The sequence below is a fragment of the Bauldia sp. genome (genome assembly GCF_965232525.1).
Classification (GTDB): domain Bacteria; phylum Pseudomonadota; class Alphaproteobacteria; order Rhizobiales; family Kaistiaceae; genus Bauldia.
This window is the reverse complement of sequence record NZ_OZ246980.1, coordinates 20828-38806: the sequence shown is the minus strand read 5'-3', so window position 1 is coordinate 38806 and position 17979 is coordinate 20828. Positions and strand designations below refer to the sequence as shown.

General features: G+C 64.6%; 15 protein-coding genes and 1 riboswitch. Of the genes, 13 read left to right on the top strand and 2 right to left on the bottom strand.

All coding sequences use genetic code 11. The features are described from left to right. Nucleotides 1-22: 22 nt before the first annotated feature. The 9 genes from tolB (at nt 23) to serA (ending at nt 11124) form a co-directional block, all read left to right on the top strand. A complete protein-coding gene (tolB, locus tag ACO076_RS00165) occupies nt 23-1318 on the top strand; it encodes a Tol-Pal system beta propeller repeat protein TolB (protein ID WP_421726637.1) in 1296 nt (431 codons plus the stop codon). Nucleotides 1319-1492: 174 nt separating this feature from the next. Beyond that, the gene (gene pal / locus ACO076_RS00160) at nt 1493-1996 is read left to right on the top strand and encodes a peptidoglycan-associated lipoprotein Pal (RefSeq protein ID WP_421724720.1); all 504 of its coding nucleotides are present in this window, start codon (nt 1493-1495) and stop codon (nt 1994-1996) included. Nucleotides 1997-2051: 55 nt separating this feature from the next. Beyond that, on the top strand, nt 2052-2558 hold the full coding sequence (locus ACO076_RS00155) for a YdeI/OmpD-associated family protein (protein ID WP_421724719.1): 507 nt from the start codon (nt 2052-2054) through the stop codon (nt 2556-2558). A gap of 145 nt (nt 2559-2703) precedes the next feature. Continuing rightward, complete coding sequence (gene ybgF / locus ACO076_RS00150; protein ID WP_421724718.1) at nt 2704-3558, top strand: tol-pal system protein YbgF; 855 nt, start codon at nt 2704-2706, stop codon at nt 3556-3558. After that, complete coding sequence (tilS, locus tag ACO076_RS00145; RefSeq protein WP_421724717.1) at nt 3545-4861, top strand: tRNA lysidine(34) synthetase TilS; 1317 nt, start codon at nt 3545-3547, stop codon at nt 4859-4861. Before ybgF ends, tilS begins: the two co-directional genes overlap by 14 nt. Nucleotides 4862-4996: 135 nt before the next feature. Next, nucleotides 4997-6919, top strand: coding sequence for an ATP-dependent zinc metalloprotease FtsH (gene ftsH, locus ACO076_RS00140; RefSeq protein ID WP_421724716.1), 1923 nt, complete (start codon nt 4997-4999; stop codon nt 6917-6919). A 226-nt stretch (nt 6920-7145) separates the two neighbouring features. Beyond that, entirely contained in the window at nt 7146-8093 is a 948-nt protein-coding gene (locus ACO076_RS00135; protein ID WP_421724715.1) for a hypothetical protein, read from the top strand. A gap of 171 nt (nt 8094-8264) precedes the next feature. Further along, the gene (locus ACO076_RS00130; RefSeq protein ID WP_421724714.1) at nt 8265-9455 is read left to right on the top strand and encodes a phosphoserine transaminase; all 1191 of its coding nucleotides are present in this window, start codon (nt 8265-8267) and stop codon (nt 9453-9455) included. Nucleotides 9456-9537: 82 nt separating this feature from the next. After that, entirely contained in the window at nt 9538-11124 is a 1587-nt protein-coding gene (serA, locus tag ACO076_RS00125; RefSeq protein ID WP_421724713.1) for a phosphoglycerate dehydrogenase, read from the top strand. On the opposite strand, the gene ACO076_RS00120 is transcribed toward serA, so the two are convergent. Continuing rightward, the gene (locus ACO076_RS00120) at nt 11114-12067 is read right to left on the bottom strand and encodes a DMT family transporter (RefSeq protein WP_421724712.1); all 954 of its coding nucleotides are present in this window, start codon (nt 12065-12067) and stop codon (nt 11114-11116) included. The two genes, serA and ACO076_RS00120, sit on opposite strands and share 11 nt — an antisense overlap. Nucleotides 12068-12241: 174 nt before the next feature. Here ACO076_RS00120 and ACO076_RS00115 point away from each other — a divergent pair, with 174 nt between their 5' ends. The 4 genes from ACO076_RS00115 to ACO076_RS00100 all read left to right on the top strand — a co-directional run bounded on the left by ACO076_RS00115 (nt 12242) and on the right by ACO076_RS00100 (nt 17140). Next, on the top strand, nt 12242-13534 hold the full coding sequence (locus ACO076_RS00115; protein WP_421724711.1) for an adenylosuccinate synthase: 1293 nt from the start codon (nt 12242-12244) through the stop codon (nt 13532-13534). A gap of 39 nt (nt 13535-13573) precedes the next feature. Continuing rightward, nucleotides 13574-15172, top strand: coding sequence for a hypothetical protein (locus tag ACO076_RS00110; RefSeq protein WP_421724710.1), 1599 nt, complete (start codon nt 13574-13576; stop codon nt 15170-15172). Nucleotides 15173-15238: 66 nt separating this feature from the next. Then, nucleotides 15239-15343: riboswitch (TPP riboswitch) on the top strand. A gap of 13 nt (nt 15344-15356) precedes the next feature. Continuing rightward, nucleotides 15357-16190: an ABC transporter permease gene (locus ACO076_RS00105; RefSeq protein ID WP_421724709.1), complete on the top strand. Its 834-nt coding sequence runs from the start codon at nt 15357-15359 to the stop codon at nt 16188-16190. Between the two features lie 11 nt (nt 16191-16201). Next, complete coding sequence (locus ACO076_RS00100) at nt 16202-17140, top strand: ABC transporter substrate-binding protein (protein WP_421724708.1); 939 nt, start codon at nt 16202-16204, stop codon at nt 17138-17140. A gap of 7 nt (nt 17141-17147) precedes the next feature. Here ACO076_RS00100 and ACO076_RS00095 read toward each other — a convergent pair whose 3' ends face one another. Next, nucleotides 17148-17930: an SDR family oxidoreductase gene (locus ACO076_RS00095; protein WP_421724707.1), complete on the bottom strand. Its 783-nt coding sequence runs from the start codon at nt 17928-17930 to the stop codon at nt 17148-17150. Nucleotides 17931-17979: the final 49 nt, after the last annotated feature.

The following is a 17979-nucleotide window of genomic DNA, read 5'->3' as shown; positions in this document are numbered from 1 at the left end:
GTGGCGGCGAAGCGTCCTGGCCATGGTGGCGGCGGTCGCCGCCCTTGGCGCGATTGCCGCGCCGATCGGCCCGGCCCGCGCCCAGCTCGAACTGGAGATCACCCAGGGCAGCATTCAGCCGGTGGCGATCGCGATTCCCGTGTTCCTGTCGCCGGGATCGGCGGTCGGCAGCGAGATTACCGGCATCATCACCGCCGACCTCCGCCGATCCGGCATCTTCCGGCCGCTCGATCCATCGTCCTTCACCGAGCGGGTGGTGACGGCCGACGCCGTGCCCGGTTTCTCCAACTGGCGGGCGATCAACGCCCAGTTCCTGGTCGTCGGCGCTGTCGCGCAGGAGCCGGACGGCCGGCTGCGCGCCGAATTCCGCCTCTGGGACGTGTTCGGCGGGCAGCAGCTCGCCGGCCAGCAGTTCTTCACCAGTCCCGAGAACTGGCGCCGGGTCGCCCACATCATTGCCGACGCGATCTACCAGCGGCTCACCGGCGAGCCGGGGTACTTCGATACCCGGGTCGTCTATGTCGACGAGACCGGCCCCAAGGACAACCGGACCAAGCGGCTGGCGATCATGGATCAGGATGGTGCCAATGTCCGCTACCTGACTCAGGGGCGTGATCTCGTGCTCACCCCGCGCTTCAGCCCCTCGTCGCAGGAAATCACCTACATGTCTTACGAGGGCGGCGATCCGCGGGTCTACCTCCTCAACATCGACAGCGGTCAGCGGGAACTGGTCGGCAACTTTCCCGGCATGACCTTTGCCCCGCGCTTTTCGCCGGACGGCCAGCGGGTGATCATGAGCCTGCAGCAGGACGGCAACGCCAACATCTACGCCATGGACCTGCGCTCGCGCCGGACCACCCGGCTGACCGATCAGGCAGCAATCGACACCAGCCCGTCCTATGCGCCCGACGGGTCACGGATCGTGTTCGAGTCCGACCGGGGCGGGTCGCAGCAGCTCTACGTCATGGGCGCCGACGGTTCGAACCCGCAACGGATTACCTTTGGCGAGGGGAGTTACTCGACGCCGGTCTGGTCGCCGCGCGGCGACTACATCGCTTTCACCAAGCGGCATGCGGGCCAATTCTCGATCGGTATCATCCGTCCAGACGGCAGCGATGAGCGAATCCTGACCCAGGGCTTTCACAACGAAGGCCCGACATGGGCACCGAATGGCCGGGCGCTGATGTTCTTCCGGGACGTTCCCGGCGCCCAGGGCGGGCCGCAGCTGTGGACGATCGACCTTACCGGATTCAACGAGTTTCGCATCCCGACCGCCGGTTTTGCTTCCGATCCGGCCTGGTCGCCCTTGATCAACTGAACCATCTCGTTGGCGCGGCCCCGGTTTCGGCGTATTTTGCGCGGATTCGAGTGGTCTTCCGGCTCGTGCGGGGAAGGCGACGGGCTGGAGAGAGTTTCTTAACCACGTCGCTGAACGCGGCTTTAACCACGGGGCCGGCAGGGTGGCCGGCATGGTGGACGGGGAGTTAAGCGCATGCCGCACACATTAACCATGGCGCGAGCCGGCCGGCTGGCGGCAATCGCCGTCATGGGGCTGGTGCTCGCCGCATGTTCGTCGAAAGAGAGTCTGACCGGTGCCGATCTGGCGATCACAGGCAGCGCCGCATCTGCCGGATCGACCCAGGAGTTCGTCGTCAGCGTTGGCGACCGGGTGTTTTTCAACACCGACTCCGCCGAATTCACGCCCCAGGCGATCGCCACCCTCAACCGTCAGGTCCAGTGGCTCAGGCAGTATCCGCAATACAGCTTCGTCATCGAAGGCCACGCGGACGAACGCGGCACCCGCGAATACAACATCGCACTCGGTGCCCGTCGTGCGACCGCGGTGCGCGACTACTTCGCCGCCCGCGGCGTCGCGGCCAGCCGGATGCGGGTGATCTCCTACGGCAAGGAACGGCCGGTGGCCGTCTGCAACGACATTTCCTGCTGGTCGCAGAACCGGCGAGCCGTGGTGGTGCTCAACACCGCCGGGGTCTAGTCGTCGCCGACGGTTCGAAGGGGGATCGCTTGAGCGGGTCCTTTTCAGCCCGGTTGTGAGCTACTACCCGTTCAGCTTCGAGGCAGAAATCGTCCGTCATAATGTCGGACGGTACCGCTACACCGTGGTCTTCCTGCCTGACGCGATGGTCGCCGACATGCCCTTCGACAGGCACGCCCGTCCGCGTATCAGCGGGGAAGTGGCCGATGTACCGTTTTCCGGTGCATGGCAGCCGGTTCGAGGCCGCTGGTACCTGATGCTGTCCAAGCCGCTCCTACGCGATGCGGGCATCGTGATCGGCGATACGGTTGAGGTCCGCTTCCGTCTGGAGGATCAAGGCTCTGTTGCGGTGCCTGCGATCCTCGAAGACGCTGTCGCTGGCGATCGCGCCCTGCAGGACATTTGGGCCACAACCACGGCAGGCCAGAAGCGCGGTTTCGCTCATCACATCGGCTCCGCCAAGACCGAGCCGACCCGCCGGAAGAGGCTTGATGAAGTGGTGGAATCGATGAAGACAGGGCGCTCACTGCGCGACGTCTTGCGATCCCGGCGCCTCCGGTGATGCGCTGCGGGGCAACGGGGCCGATTGCGTATTGGCGGTCTGCCAGTCGCCTAACTTTGGCCGAACTCTGCGGCCCAATGCTGATGTAGCCAAATCGCCATGCAGGCCGCCGTCCGAGGGGGCGGTGGCGGAAGGAACAGATGTCGTGACGCTCGTGAAACGAAAAACCCGCCCGCTTGCGGTCATCATCGCCGTTCTGGTCACCGCCGGTATAGCCGCCCCACCGGTCGCCGAGGCCGCCTGGTGGCCCTGGTCGAAGCGTCAGGAACGCGCAGCCGAACGCCGGGCCCAGGAAGATGCGCAGGCCGTAGCCGAGATGAGCATGCCGGAACGGCTCGCGCGGGCGGAGGCCCATATCCGCGATCTGACCGGTCAGGTTGAGGCGCTGACCTTCCAAGTGCGCCAACTCCAGCTTCAGATCGGCGTTGACGGTGCCGTGGTCGGTGCGGTCCCGGAGACAGCGGCGCCGGTGGCGCAGATTCCGACCGAGCCGCCGGGCCGATCGGTGATCGATGCGCCGGAGCGCCAGCCGATTGACCTGACCGCGCCGGCTGATGGGGCGCTGATCGGCACGGCCACGACCGATGTTGCGGCGGTCACGGAAGTAGCCTCGCTTGGCGAGCCACGCGCCGACTACGACCGCGCCTACAACAGCATTTTGACCGGCGACTACGAACGGGCGGAAGCGTGGTTCCGTGGCTTCCTCACCACCTATCCGCAAGACACCCGCGCGGCGGATGCACAGTACTGGCTCGGCGAGAGCCTGTTCGCCCGTGGCCAGTATGGTCCGGCGGCGGATGAATTCCTTGCCGGGTACAAGTCCTACCCGCAGAGCGCCAAGGCTCCGGACACGCTGCTCAAGCTCGGCCTGTCGCTGGCTGGCCTCGGCGAGCGCGAAGCCGCTTGCCAGACCTATGCGGAGGTGCTGCGCAAGTACCCGGAGTCGTCCAATGCCCTGCGCGACCGGGTCGCGGCCGAGCAGGCGGTTGCCAGCTGCTGACCAAACACCGCTGACCGAAGCGGAGCGCGAAACGCTCTTCGCGCCCGTTGCTGACGCACCGCGAATCGCGCTTGCCGTTTCCGGTGGCGCCGACTCGCTCGCCCTTCTCGATACGATCGACCGATGGCGCCGGCGTCCGGACCGGCCGGCGGTGGTTGTATTCACTGTCGATCATCGGCTGCGGCCTGAATCGGCGGCGGAAGCCGCCTCAGTCGCAGACGTCGTCAGGACGCGCGGTTTGCCGGTTCGGGTGCTAGTCTCGACCGATCCACGGCCCGTAGCGAACGTCGAGGCCGTCGCCCGGGAACGCCGCTACCGGCTACTCACCGAAGCCGCTGGCGCCGCCGGCGCTACCCACCTCCTCACCGCGCATCACCGTGACGATCAGGCCGAGACCGTTCTGATGCGGCTGAAAAGCGGTTCCGGCGTGTTCGGGCTCGCGGGGATGCGGCGGATGGTCGACAGCGGAGCCCTAACAGTGTTCCGCCCCTTCCTCGACGTCCCCCGAACACGCCTTGCGGCGACCACCGCGGCGGCCGGCCTCACCCCGATTGACGATCCGATGAACCGCGACCGGCGCTTTCTCCGCGTCCGTATCCGCGAGGCGATGCCGGCGTTGAAGCGGGCGGGACTAGGGGCGGCGGACCTTGCCGAGGCGGCCGAACGGTTCGCAGCGGCGGCGGTAGCGATCGACGGCGCCGTCGACGCCTTGATCGCCGAGGCGGTCACTGTCGATCGATACGCCACCGCCCGCGTTTTGCAGGACGCCTACGCCGACGCGCCGGAAGCCGTTCGTCTGCGGTTGCTTGCACGGATGCTGATGGCGGTCGGCGGTGCCGACTATCCGCCGCGCTATCGCCGGCTTCAGGCTCTGGACGCCAGTCTGGTCGACGGTCCGCGACGGCGCACGCTTGGCGGCGTGGTGATCGATCCGCATCGCGGCGCCTTGCGGTTCTATCGGGAATTCGGGCGTCAGGGCCTACCGCACGTTCCGGCGCGGTCAGTGTCCACCGCACTCTGGGATCGTCGGTTTCGGGTCGCGGTCGCGGCGGATATGCCGCCGGACGTATCAATCGGGCCAGTCGGCTTGCAGGCGTCATCACGGGAACGTGTTCGCCGGCCCGAAGGCCTCCCTGCCGCGATGGTGTCGGTTCAGCCGGGTATCTGGCAGCGCGACCGGTTAATTGGAGCGCCGACCCTTTCCGATCGCGGTCGCACACCTGAAGACTGGTCGGTGGTCGCTACCGAGGTGGTCAGTGACCGGATCGCCAAGCCGCCGCTGTTTCCGGTCTTCGACCGATGAGCCTCTCGTTGCCGCAAAGGCTGTCGTAATTCCGGCACGTTAGCCGGGCAATCTTCAGTTGGAATTCCCTTGGCCGGGACCTATCTTACGGAACGAACACAGGGATTGCGCGGCTTTCCGCCGTAAAGGGCAAGCATGAACGCGAATTTTCGCAGTTTTGCGTTGTGGGTGATCATCGGGCTCGTCCTGATCGCCCTCTTCAATCTGTTTCAGACCTCCAGTCAGCGGGTCGGTGGGTCGGAGATCAGCTACTCCGAATTTCTGCAAAAAGTGAACGACGGCGACGTCAGCACCGTCACGATTTCCGGGCAGGACATCACCGGGACCTACAACACCGGCGGTTCGTTCCAGACCTTCGCCCCGAACGATTCGGAGCTGGTCCAGCGGCTTGAGGACCGTGGCGTTGAGATTACCGCGCAGCCACCGGCCGAGGCCGGCAGTTCGCTGTTCGGGATCCTGCTCTCCTGGGCGCCGATGTTCATCATCCTGGCGGTATGGATTTTCTTCATGCGCCAGATGCAGGGAACCGGCGGCAAGGCGCTCGGTTTCGGCAAGTCGAAGGCCAAGCTGCTCAACGAGGCGCATGGCCGGGTGACGTTCGAGGATGTCGCCGGCGTCGACGAAGCCAAGGAGGACTTGCAGGAGATCGTCGAGTTCTTGCGCGATCCGCAGAAGTTCCAGCGACTCGGCGGTCGTATCCCACGCGGCGTGCTGCTGGTCGGCCCGCCCGGCACCGGTAAGACGCTGCTCGCTCGTGCTATCGCCGGCGAGGCGAACGTTCCGTTCTTCACAATCTCCGGCTCGGACTTCGTCGAGATGTTCGTCGGTGTTGGTGCCAGCCGTGTCCGCGACATGTTCGAGCAGGCGAAGAAGAACGCGCCATGCATCATCTTCATCGACGAGATCGATGCGGTCGGCCGTCACCGTGGCGCCGGCCTCGGTGGCGGCAACGACGAGCGCGAGCAGACCCTGAACCAGTTGCTGGTCGAGATGGACGGTTTCGAGGCGAACGAGGGGATCATCCTGATCGCCGCCACCAACCGGCCCGACGTGCTCGACCCGGCGCTGTTGCGTCCTGGCCGTTTCGACCGCCAGATCGTGGTGCCCAATCCGGATGTCGTCGGCCGCGAAAAGATTCTCAAAGTTCACGTTCGCAAGGTGCCGCTGGCGCCGGATGTCGAGCTCAAGACTGTTGCCCGCGGCACGCCCGGTTTCTCCGGCGCCGATCTGATGAACCTGGTCAACGAGGCGGCGTTGCTCGCCGCCCGGCGCGGCAAGCGTCTGGTCACCATGGCAGAGTTCGAGGATGCCAAGGACAAGGTGATGATGGGCGCCGAGCGGCGCACCCTTGTCATGACCGAGGACGAGAAGCGCCTCACGGCCTATCACGAAGCGGGCCACGCTCTGGTCGCGCTAAAGGTGCCGGCGACCGATCCGGTCCACAAGGCGACGATCATCCCGCGCGGCCGGGCGCTCGGCATGGTGATGCAACTGCCCGAACGCGACAAGCTGTCGATGAGCCTTGAACAGATGACCTCGCGCCTCGCGATCATGATGGGCGGCCGGGTCGCCGAGGAGATCGTTTTCGGCCGCGACAAGGTCACGTCCGGCGCCGCGTCCGACATCGAAGGTGCGACGCGGCTCGCCCGGATGATGGTGACTCGCTGGGGTTTGTCGGAAGAACTCGGCACAGTTGCCTATGGCGAGAACCAGGAGGAAGTCTTCCTCGGTCATTCGGTATCGCGGCAACAGTCGATCTCCGAGGAGACTGCCCAGAAGATCGACGCTGAAATCCGGCGCCTGGTCGAGAGCGGTCTGGCTGAGGCGCAACGCATCCTGACCGATCACCGCGACGATCTTGAAGCCCTTGCCCAGGGCCTGCTCGAGTTCGAGACGCTGTCTGGTGAGGAGATCAAGGACCTGCTTGCCGGCAAGCGCCCGGTGCGTGATACCGACGACGATCAACCGGCCTCGCGTGGGTCTGCCGTGCCGGTCACCAAGCCGAAGGACACCGGCGGCGAGCCGGACGCTGGTCTGGAGCCCCAGCCGCAGGCCTAGTCTGCTTGCGGCAATGGCTTCTCGACTTCGCCTCCCTCGATTGAAGGGCTCGGGATCGCGTTCCGTCTGATTTGACGATGAACAGCGCGATGTTCGACGATAGACAAACTTGCGCTATAGTAGCACAGGAAGGTTGCACTCGCGCGTGTCGGGCATTAATGACGCGCCATTGAGGCGGAGGATTTCGACGTCAGCGTCCCGCTAGGGGCCGAGATACGGGTTGGGGATGGCGAGCCAGGCAGCTCCGGGTCAGAAAACTGACCCGGAGGCACAGAACCTTATTCCGACGGCGCAGATCGCCGCAGCGCGACATATAGCGGCGAGCCATCGGAGTCCGCTCACAGTGCCGGTCATTGGCGACCGCGAGCACCTCAGCAGGTCCGTTTACCAAAAGATTGCAAATCAGCTCGGTCTCAAATGGGCTCGTCCCTCCGCGATCGATCACGACACCGAACTCGTTCTAGTATGGAATCCGTGGATATACGGTGCCGGAGCCAAGCTGCGGAAGAAGATCGAGCGTTTGTCGCGCCGGCATAAAAATACTCACTTCATCAATGCGACTCACTTCAATGACGATAAGCGTGTTGTTCAAAAAGAATTCGAGAAGTGCTTCGGCTACGACTTAAGCGTCGATCCAATCCGTCATGAAGGACCCCTGGTCGAGAAATCTCGAAAGAATGGGACCCATAACGGCAGGGTCAAAGAAGGGCCGTTGGTCGCTATCAATCCGAAATTCGTTTATCAGCGCGTTGTCGACAATTCCATCGCGGATGCGCTGGTCGAGGATCTGCGCGTCCCCATCATCAACTATGAACCGCTTTTCAGCTACCTGAAGTATCGGCCGCTTTCGACACGCTTCAAGAACAGGAACACCTACGCCCAGCTCGCCGGCCTCCGCGATGTCTTTTCAGAGGCCGAGCTTCAGACCATTGCACGCTACACGAAAGAAATAGGTCTGGAGATCGGCGAACTCGACATTCTCCGCGACTGCCAGTCGCAGCGGATTTACGTCGTGGACGCCAACAACACGCCTCATGGACCGCCGAACGGTATCCATGAGCGTGACGGGAACATTGCCGTGTCTTGGTTGTCGAGTGCGTTCGCCAATGCCTACCTGTCAGGGGCGCAAAGACGCCCGGGGCGCTCCAAGTGGCCCTGGACTCTGTTCAGGTAAGCGATCCGTCGGCTAGGCGTTGGTCGCCTTAGTCATCGCGTGTCGCCCAAACATTTGGCGGTGGCGGCTTGGTGATTGTCGGCGCTTGACATCAACCTAGCAGGGGCCTAATGCCGGCGGCGGGACACCCCTCCCCAACGAGGGGCGCCTATCTGAAAGGGTAGATACAAGATGACAGACACCGCCGTTTCCGGCATCGCTGCGCCTGCGCAGCGGCCGGCCAATCCCAACTTCTCTTCCGGACCCTGCGCCAAGCGACCTGGCTGGTCGTTGGAAGCCTTGAGCGATGCCGCGCTGGGCCGCTCCCACCGCTCCAAGATCGGCAAGGCCAAGCTCAAGCAGGCGATCGACCTCACCCGCGAGGTTCTCGAAGTTCCGGACGACTATCGCATCGGCATCGTCCCGGCCTCCGACACCGGCGCGGTCGAGATGGCCTTGTGGTCGTTGCTCGGCGCCCGGCCCGTCGATGTGCTCGCCTGGGAGAGTTTTGGCCTCGGCTGGGTGACCGACGTGGTCAAGCAACTGAAGCTCGATGATGTCCGCGTGCTCAAGGCCGACTACGGCGGGATCGCCGATCTTTCGGCTGTCGATTCCGACCACGACGTGGTGTTCACCTGGAACGGCACGACTTCGGGCGTGCGCGTCCCCAACGGCGACTGGATTGCCGCGGATCGTGGAGGTTTGACGATCTGCGATGCGACATCGGCCGCCTTTGCGATGCCGCTCCCCTTCGACAAGCTCGATGTCGTGACCTTCTCCTGGCAGAAGGCGCTTGGCGGCGAGGCAGCGCACGGCATGCTGATCCTCAGCCCGCGGGCAGTCGAACGCCTGGAGGCGTTCACGCCCCCACGGCCTCTGCCCAAGATTTTCCGGATGACCAAGGGCGGCAAGCTCAACGACGGCATCTTCGTCGGCATGACCATCAACACCCCGTCGATGCTGTGCGTCGAGGATTATCTCGACGCACTGCGCTGGGCCCAGTCGGCCGGCGGCCTGAGCGGCCTAATCGGCCGGGTCGAGGGCAACTTCGCCGCGGTTGCCGATTGGGCAGCACGGACGCCATGGGTCGATTTCTTCGCCGAAGATCCGGCGACCCGCTCGACCACCTCGGTCTGTCTCAAGGTCGTTGATCCTGCGATCACCGGCCTCGATGCGGCTGGCCACGAAGCCTTCGTCCGCGGCATGGTCGCCCGGCTTGATGCCGAGGGTATCGCGCACGACATCGCCTTCCACCGCGATGCGCCGCCGCACCTGCGCATCTGGGCCGGCGCGACCATTGAGACATCCGACCTTGCCATCCTGACCGAATGGCTCGACTGGGCCTTCGCCCTGGAGAAGACGGCGCTGAAACAGGCGGCCTAGGTCTAGCGAACACGATCGGCCGACCTTGCTGGTCGGCCGATCCGAACACGCTCTTCAAACCGTTCGACTGGAGGACGAAACCATGTCCCCTCGCGTACTCGTTTCCGACAAGCTCTCCCCGACCGCCGTCCAGGTGTTCAAGGATCGCGGCGTCGAGGTCGACTACCAGCCTGATCTCGGCAAGGACAAGGATGCGCTGCTCGCCGCCATCAACGGCTACGATGGACTGGCGATCCGCTCGGCAACCAAGGTCACCGAAAAAATTCTCGGCGTCGCTGAAAACCTAAAGGTCGTTGGCCGCGCCGGCATTGGTGTCGACAACGTCGATGTCCATGGTGCGACGGCCCGGGGCGTCATCGTCATGAACACCCCGTTCGGCAATTCGATCACCACCGCCGAACACGCGGTCGCGATGATGTTCGCCGTTGCCCGGCAAATCCCGGCGGCCGACATCTCCACTCAGGCCGGCAAGTGGGAAAAGAACCGCTTCATGGGCGTCGAGATCACCGGCAAGACGCTGGGTATCATCGGTTGCGGCAATATCGGCTCGATCGTCGCGGAGCGGGCGCTGGGGCTCAAAATGCGGGTCGTCGCCTTCGATCCGTTCCTGTCGGATGAACGGGCCGTCCAACTCGGCGTCGAGAAGGTCAGCCTCGACGACCTGCTCAAGCGCGCCGATTTCATCACTCTGCACACGCCGCTCACCGACAAGACCAAGGGCATCATCAATGCCGCCGCGATCGCCAAGATGAAGGACGGTGTCCGCGTCATCAATTGCGCCCGCGGTGGCCTGGTGGTCGAGGAAGATCTGGCCGAGGCGATCAAGAGCGGCAAGGTCGCCGGCGCCGGTATCGACGTGTTCGCTGTCGAGCCGGCAGAGGCGAGCCCGCTGTTCGGTCTGCCCAATGTGGTGTGTACGCCTCATCTCGGTGCGGCGACCACCGAGGCGCAAGAGAACGTCGCTGTTCAGGTCGCCGAGCAGATGGCCGACTACCTGCTCGATGGCGCGGTCACCAATGCCCTGAACATGCCGTCGATTACGGCGGAGGAAGCGGCTCGGATGACGCCGTTCGTCCGTCTCGCCGAGGGGCTCGGCTCGTTCGCCGGGCAGCTCACCGAAACCACTATCCGCGGCATTACCATCGAGTATGCCGGCGATGTCGCCGACATGAACACCAACGCGCTGACGTCCGCGCTGCTGTGCGGCCTGCTGCGGCCGATTCTCACCGAAGTGAACATGGTGAACGCGCCGATCGTCGCTGAAAACCGCGGTATGCAAGTTGACGAGGTGCGCCAGTCGCAGCGCGGTATCTTCGAGACCTACATCCGCCTGACCGTCCGCACCGAGCGGCAGGAGCGATCGGTCGCCGGAACGGTGTTTTCCGATGGCAAGCCGCGCCTCATCCAGATCAAGAGCATCGGGCTCGAGGCGTCGTTCGCCCCCCACATGCTCTACATCACCAATCGCGACAAGCCGGGCTTCATCGGCCGTCTCGGCACGCTGCTCGGTGGCGAGGATGTCAATATCGCCACTTTCAATCTAGGGCGTGCGGCGGCCGGCGAGGAAGCGATCGCGCTGGTGGAAGTCGACGAGCCGGTCAGCGATGCGGTTCTCGCCGCGGTTCGCGAACTCGAAGGCGTGGTTCAGGCGAAGCGCCTCAGTTTCTGAGCTGTTTCTGCTGAACGCTTTCCGCTCGTTCGACCGGCTGTCGGCTGCGCTGTGCGATGAAGATGCCGAGCAAGATCAGGGCGTAGCCGACGCCGTGATACCAGGCCGGCTGTTCGCCGAGAAACAGGATCGCCAGAATCGAACCGAACACCGGGATCAGGTGAAAGAACTGGCCGGCACGGTTGGGCCCGATCAGCTCGACCCCGCGATTGAAGAACAGGTAGGCGACCACCGAAGGGAAGACGATCACATACGCCATCACCAGAAACGCAGCCGGGGTCGGGTTGATACGCCACCCGGCGGCGTATTCGACAATCGTCATCGGCACGATCATCACGGCGCCGGCGGCGATCGTCACGGTCAGGAACGACAGGAAGTGGATGGCGGGCCGCTTGCGCAGCAGGACAGTGTAGAGCGCGTAGATCGACGTGGCGACCATGATCCAGATGTCGCCGTGGTTCAGTCGCAGCGACAACAGCATCTCCGGATGGCCGCGGCTGAGGATTGCCACGACGCCGGCCAAGGAAACCAGGATGCCGATCAGTTGTGCCCGGGTTAGCCGGTCGCGAAACAGGATCAGTGACCACAGTCCGACGACTAGCGGACCGCCGGACTGGATCAGCAACGCGCTGATCGCCTCAGTATGATTGAGGCCGTAATAGGCCATCGTGTTGTAGATGGTGATGCCGGTGAAGCTCAGCACCAAGAGGATCGGAAGGTTGCGCCGGATGACCGGCCAGTCGCGGCGGACGTAATGCCAGCCGAAGGGCAGGATCAGGAGGGCCGCGCCGGTCCAGCGGATTTGCGACAGGGCTGCGGGCGGTACGGTGCCGGCGATGAACCGGCCGAGCACGATGTTGATTGACCAAAGCAGAGAGGTCAGCGTCAGGAGCAGGATCGGTCGATCGATGAAGGTGCGCTCGCTGGTTGAGGGTGGGGCCAAGCGCTTTTCGTCTCCGCAATGGGGAATCGGTGCGTAGCTGGCCTGCCGGGCGCTGTAAACCCCGTCGAAGAACCTGCATATGGTCTATGCTCCGGGTTCGCCGAATCATCGAAAAGATCGGTAAGCGCCGCTTTGATCGGAGTGGGCGTCACGGGAAGTGGGGGAAGGGACCTCATGGCCAATGTTGTGGTCATCGGCGCCCAGTGGGGTGACGAGGGCAAGGGTAAGATCGTCGACTGGCTGTCCGAACGCGTCGATATCGTCGTTCGGTTCCAGGGCGGACACAACGCCGGCCACACGCTGGTGATCGACGGCGTCGAGTACAAGCTCTCGATGCTGCCGTCCGGCGTCGTGCGGGGCGGCAAGATGTCGGTGATCGGTAATGGCGTGGTCGTCGATCCGCAGGCGTTGCTCGACGAGATCGGCCGTCTCGCCGGCCAGGGCGTCTCGGTCACGCCGGAGAATCTGCTTCTAGCGGAAAACGCCACGCTTATTCTGCCGCTTCACCGCGAACTCGATCTCGCCCGGGAGACGTCGAACGCCGGGATACGGATCGGGACGACCGGTCGCGGCATCGGTCCGGCCTATGAAGACAAGGTAGGTCGTCGCGCGATCCGGGTCATGGACCTCGGCTATGGTGAAAGCCTGCGGGTCAGGGTGGAACACCTGCTTTCCCATCACAATCCGCTGCGTCGCGGTCTTGGCAAGTCGGAGATCGACGCGGAAACCCTCGTTCACGACCTACTGGAGATAGCGCCACGAATTTTGCCGTTCACCGGCTCGAGCTGGCAGCTCCTGTCGGAGGCGCGGCGCGACGGGCGGCGAATTTTGTTCGAGGGCGCACAGGGGATTATGCTCGACGTTGATCAAGGGACTTATCCCTTCGTCACGTCGTGCAATACCGGTGCCGCCCAGGCGGCGACCGGTTCGGGCGTCGGCCCCGGCTCCATCGACTATGTCCTTGGTATCGTAAAGGCCTACACCACCCGGGTGGGCGAAGGGCCGTTTCCGACCGAGGATCAGGGCGAAGTCGGGCAGACGCTCGGCCGGCGCGGCAACGAATTCGGGACGGTTACTGGCCGGCAACGCCGCTGCGGCTGGTTCGACGCCATGCTGGTCCGCCAAACGGTCGCAACCTCAGGAGTCAGCGGGATTGCCTTGACTAAACTCGATGTGCTCGATGGTCTTGAAACGATTAGGATTGCCGTGGGATACCGTCTCGACGGAGTCGAGATCGACCACTTTCCGGCGGCGGGTGAGGCGCAGGCAAGGGTCGAGCCGATCTACGAAACGATGGAAGGCTGGCAGGAGACGACCCGCGGTGTACGGAGACTGGACGACCTACCGGCGGCCGCGGCCGCGTACATTCGACGCATTGAAACGTTGATTGGTGCGCCTGTGGCCTTACTTTCGACAAGCCCTGAGCGTGAGGATACGATTCTGGTTCACGATCCATTCCGAGGTTAGGGTTAGGGTGACAGGAAAGACCCCGGCAGGGCGAGAGGCATGGCCGAATACTATACGGTTCTGAAAAGGGCGGTCGCGGGGGCGGACCCAAGCGTGCCGGACGCGCGTCGGGCCGTTTACGACAAGGCGCGGAACGCACTCATCGGACAGCTCAAGGCGGTCGATCCACCACTGACGACGGCCGAGATCTCACGCCAGCGCCTGGAGCTGGAGGAGGCCATTCGCCGGGTGGAGCGGGAAACGATGGCCGGCATCGGGGCAGCGCCTCCGCAGCACGCCGCGCCGGCCGGAGCCGCTACACCGCCACCGGAGCCTCCACCGCCGCCTGCGCCGAATCCGGCGACCCCGCCTCCGGCGTCCCCGCAGGACATCTTCCGCCGCGCGATCCGCGATGCCGGAATCCAGGGTGCGCCGGCAACCGGTGAACGTCCGCCGGCGCACAATGAGCCGCCGCGCTACACCACCACCGCGCCCGATCTACGCCCGCAGGAAGAACAAATGATGCCGCCGCGCGGGCCAGGGCGCCGCCCGCCCGCAGATCCGGGTTACGCGGCGCCGTCGCATCAGGCGTACGAGGCCGAACCGCGGCTCGCGCCGGAGTACGACCAGGACTGGGAGCGCGGTGCGCCACAAGGTCAAGGTCATCCGCCGCCAGGTCCCCAGGTCGATGGGCGGGATCGTCTGGCGTTCACCCAACAACCTCGGGGCCGTGGGTACGCCGAAGTCGATGATGACGATCTGGTCGACCGCAGGCCGAAACGATCGCGCTTACCGGGCATCCTGCTCACGGTTCTGATCGTCGCCTTGCTGGGGGGTGCCGGCGCGTTGGCGTGGTCTCAGCAGGACGTGATCATGGACCTGATCGCGTCATTCGAATCGGACGAGCCGCCGACCCTTGAGGCGCCGCCGGTCGAGCCGGCCGCCGCATCCACCAAGAACACCGACCGTCTTCTTGAAGGCGAGGTTCCGGAGGCGCCGCCGCTGGCGCCCGCGCCGGATCGCGATGTCCGCGTCGTCGGAGAAGACGCCGATCCGACGCCCGAACTGGCGACGGCGGCTGTGGCAGACCCGCCGCCGCTGCCGGCAGCGACCGATGGTAGCGGCATCTCTGGCGTTCAGAGGGCGCTGCTTCTGGAGGAGCCAGTCAACGGCGCCGAACCAATCGGCATCGACGCCGATGTCACCTGGCGTTTCGTCGAAACCGGCCCGAATGGGCCGGAGGTCGAGGCTCGTCTCGAAGTGCCGGAGCGCAACATGATTGTGCGTTTCGCGCTCCATCGCAACGCTGACGATACGCTGCCGGCAAGCCACCTGATCCAGGTGACCGTCGATACACCCGCCGACTTCCCCGGCGGTGCAGTCAATGAGATTCCGAGCGTCGTGCTCAAGCCGACCGAGGACGATCGTGGCCAGCAGCTGGTGGGGGCAGCGGTCAAGGTCGCGGACGGGTTCTTCTGGGTCGCGCTGTCGGCCAATCAGAACGATATCGCCTCTAACCTGGCACTCCTGCGCTCACGCAACTGGATCGATCTGCCCTTTGTCTACGGCAACGGGCAGCGGGCGATTCTTTCCTTCGAGAAAGGCGGCGAGGGTGCCCAGGTGTTTGAGCAGGCGCTGGCAGCCTGGGGAACCGGCTAACCTTTCCACGCATAGCTGACCGGCGCCGAAAAGCCTTGCGCCGGGGCTGATCCCCTGCAATCCTTGTGTTGTTCCGAGGGGTGCTCGTTCGCGAGCTGAGATGACCTGACGGTCGAACCCTTCGAACCTGATCCGGGTCATGCCGGCGAAGGAACGGGACGTCTCAGCCGCCCTCTCGTAGTGCATGACCGGATCGCTTGTGTTCAGGCGGTGGACGGTCGATGGCGTTCGGCTCACGGTTGACGATGATGGCTTCGGTCGCGGAGAGACGGCGGTGATCGCTGTCCGCGCCCTGTTCGTCGCGCTCGGCCTGATTGTCGTGTGGCAGGTGGTCATCTTCGTCTTCGCGCCGCCGTCGTTCATGTTGCCGCCGCCGGCCGAGGTGCTCGCAGCGTTGCGCGAACGGCCGGACCTGTGGCGCGTCCACGCGGTCACCACCGCGACCGAGACCGTGATCGGTCTCGTCACCGGGACGGTGCTCGGGATGACGCTGGCGTTACTGATGAGCTTCGTGCCGACCACGCGGCGCATGCTCCTGTCGCTGATGGTGGTGAGCCAGGCGCTGCCGGTGTTCGCCATCGCGCCGCTCCTGGTGCTGTGGTTCGGCTACGGTCTCGGCTCCAAGATCGTGATGGCGACCATCGCGATCTTCTTCCCTGTCGCCTCGGCCTTCAACGATGCGCTGACCCGCACTGACGGCCAGCTCATCGATCTCGCCCGTCTTTACGGCGCGAGTCGCGTCCAGCAGGTCATGGTTCTGCGCATCCCGGCCGCGTTGCCCGGCCTGATCACCGGAATCCGCCTCGCTGCGGTCTACGCCCCGATCGGGGCGCTGATCGGCGAGTGGGTCGGGGCGTCTTCCGGCCTCGGCTACATCATGCTTCAGGCCAATGCCCGGTCCCAGACCGACGTCATGTTTGCGGCGCTGTTCCTGCTTGCCGCCATGTCGGTGCTGCTCCGCGCCATCATCGATCTTTCCACCCGCAACCTGACCCCCTGGGTCCCCGAAACCGCATGAACGGAGTTGTCATGATCGCTCGTATTGCTGCTTTCTTCAGTGCCCTGATGCTCGTCGCCGCACCCGCGGCGGCCGCAGACAAACTGACCATCCTTCTCGATTGGTTCGTCAATCCCAACCATGCGCCGCTGGTGATCGCGCAGGAGGAAGGTATCTTCGATCGCCACGGATTGGAGGTGGAACTGGTCGCGCCGGCGGACCCCGCGATGCCGCCGCGGCTGGTGGCCGCCGGCCAGGCCGACATCGCCATCACCTATCAACCCGACTTTCTGATGCAGCTCAGCGAAGGGCTGCCACTCGTGCGGTTCGGGACGCTGGTCGAAACCCCACTCAATGCGCTGATCGTGTTGGAGGACGGGCCGATCAAGGATCTCGCCGACCTAAAGGACAAGCGGGTCGGCTACTCGGTGGCGACGATCCAGACCGCGTATCTCGGCGAGATGCTGAAATCGGTCGGGCTCAGCGCCGACGACGTGACCCTGGTCAACGTCAACTTCAATCTGGTCAGCGCACTGCGGGCCGGTGAGATCGATGCCGCGATCGACGGATATCGCAATTTCGAGCTGACCCATCTTCGTCTCGAGGGTCACCCCGGCGTTGCCTTTTATCCGGAGGAGCACGGTGTTCCGATCTACGACGAGTTGATCTATGTGGCGCATCAAGATCGCCGCGACGATCCCCTGCTGGCACGATTCCTCGCGGCCGTCGAGGAGGCGACGGTGTACCTCACCAACCACCCGGACGAGGCCAAGGCGACCTTCATCGCCTCAAATCCGGACCTCGATGATGAACTGAACCGGGTCGCGTTCGACCTGACCCACGCACGGTTCTCGCGGCGCCCGGCGGCAATGGATGTCGGCCGCTACGAGCGCTTCGCCGACTTCCTGCGGTCCTACGATCTGATCGAGACGATCCCGCCGGTCGAGGACTATTCGGTGGTGGTGCGCTGAACGACGGTCAGGCGCCGAGCGCGCCGCCGCCGTCGACGACGATGTCCTGCATGGTGAGGTAGGTCGATCGGTCGGAGAGTAGAAAGGCGATGACGTCGGCGATCTCCTCGGACCGCGCCAAGCGGCCGAGGGGGACGCCAACCCGGAAGGCTTCGAGGCTCCCCTCGATGACGACCTCCGGCGTGTCCATGGTGTCGATCAGCCGCTTGACCATACCGGTGTCGGTGACGCCCGGCGACACGCAGTTGACCCGGATGTTGTGCGGCGCGAGTTCGAGCGCGAGCACTCGCATCATCTGGGCGACCGCCGCCTTGGAGCCGCAATAGGCGCCCTGTCGGACGCGCGGTGTGCGCGCCGCGGTTGACGCGACGGCGACGATAGAGCCGCGTTCACGCGGCATCATCCGCGCCGCGACCGCCTTGGTCACCAGGAATGCGCCGCGGACATTCGCGGAGAAAACCGCGTCAAAATCGTCCTCGGCCATCTCGACGATGGTGCCGAAACGCTGAATGCCCACCACATGAGCGAGGCCATCGATCGGCCCGAGGCTGTCCTCGATCTCCGCGACCCCGGCGTTGACGGCGGCACTGTCGGTGACGTCGAGGGCGAAGGCGCGGGTATCATCGCCGAGTTCCTCGGCAATTCTGGCGACGCCGTCGCCATCGATATCGGCGAGTGCCAGCCGCATCCCGGCACTGTGGAGCTTTCGCGCGACGCCCTCGCCGATCCCGGTGCCTGCTCCGGTAACCAGGGCGACGCGGCCCCGCAATCCGGCAAACTCGTCTGTCATGATGCTCCCCCACACTGCCAAAACGACCGCTACCCATAGCGGTCGGAGA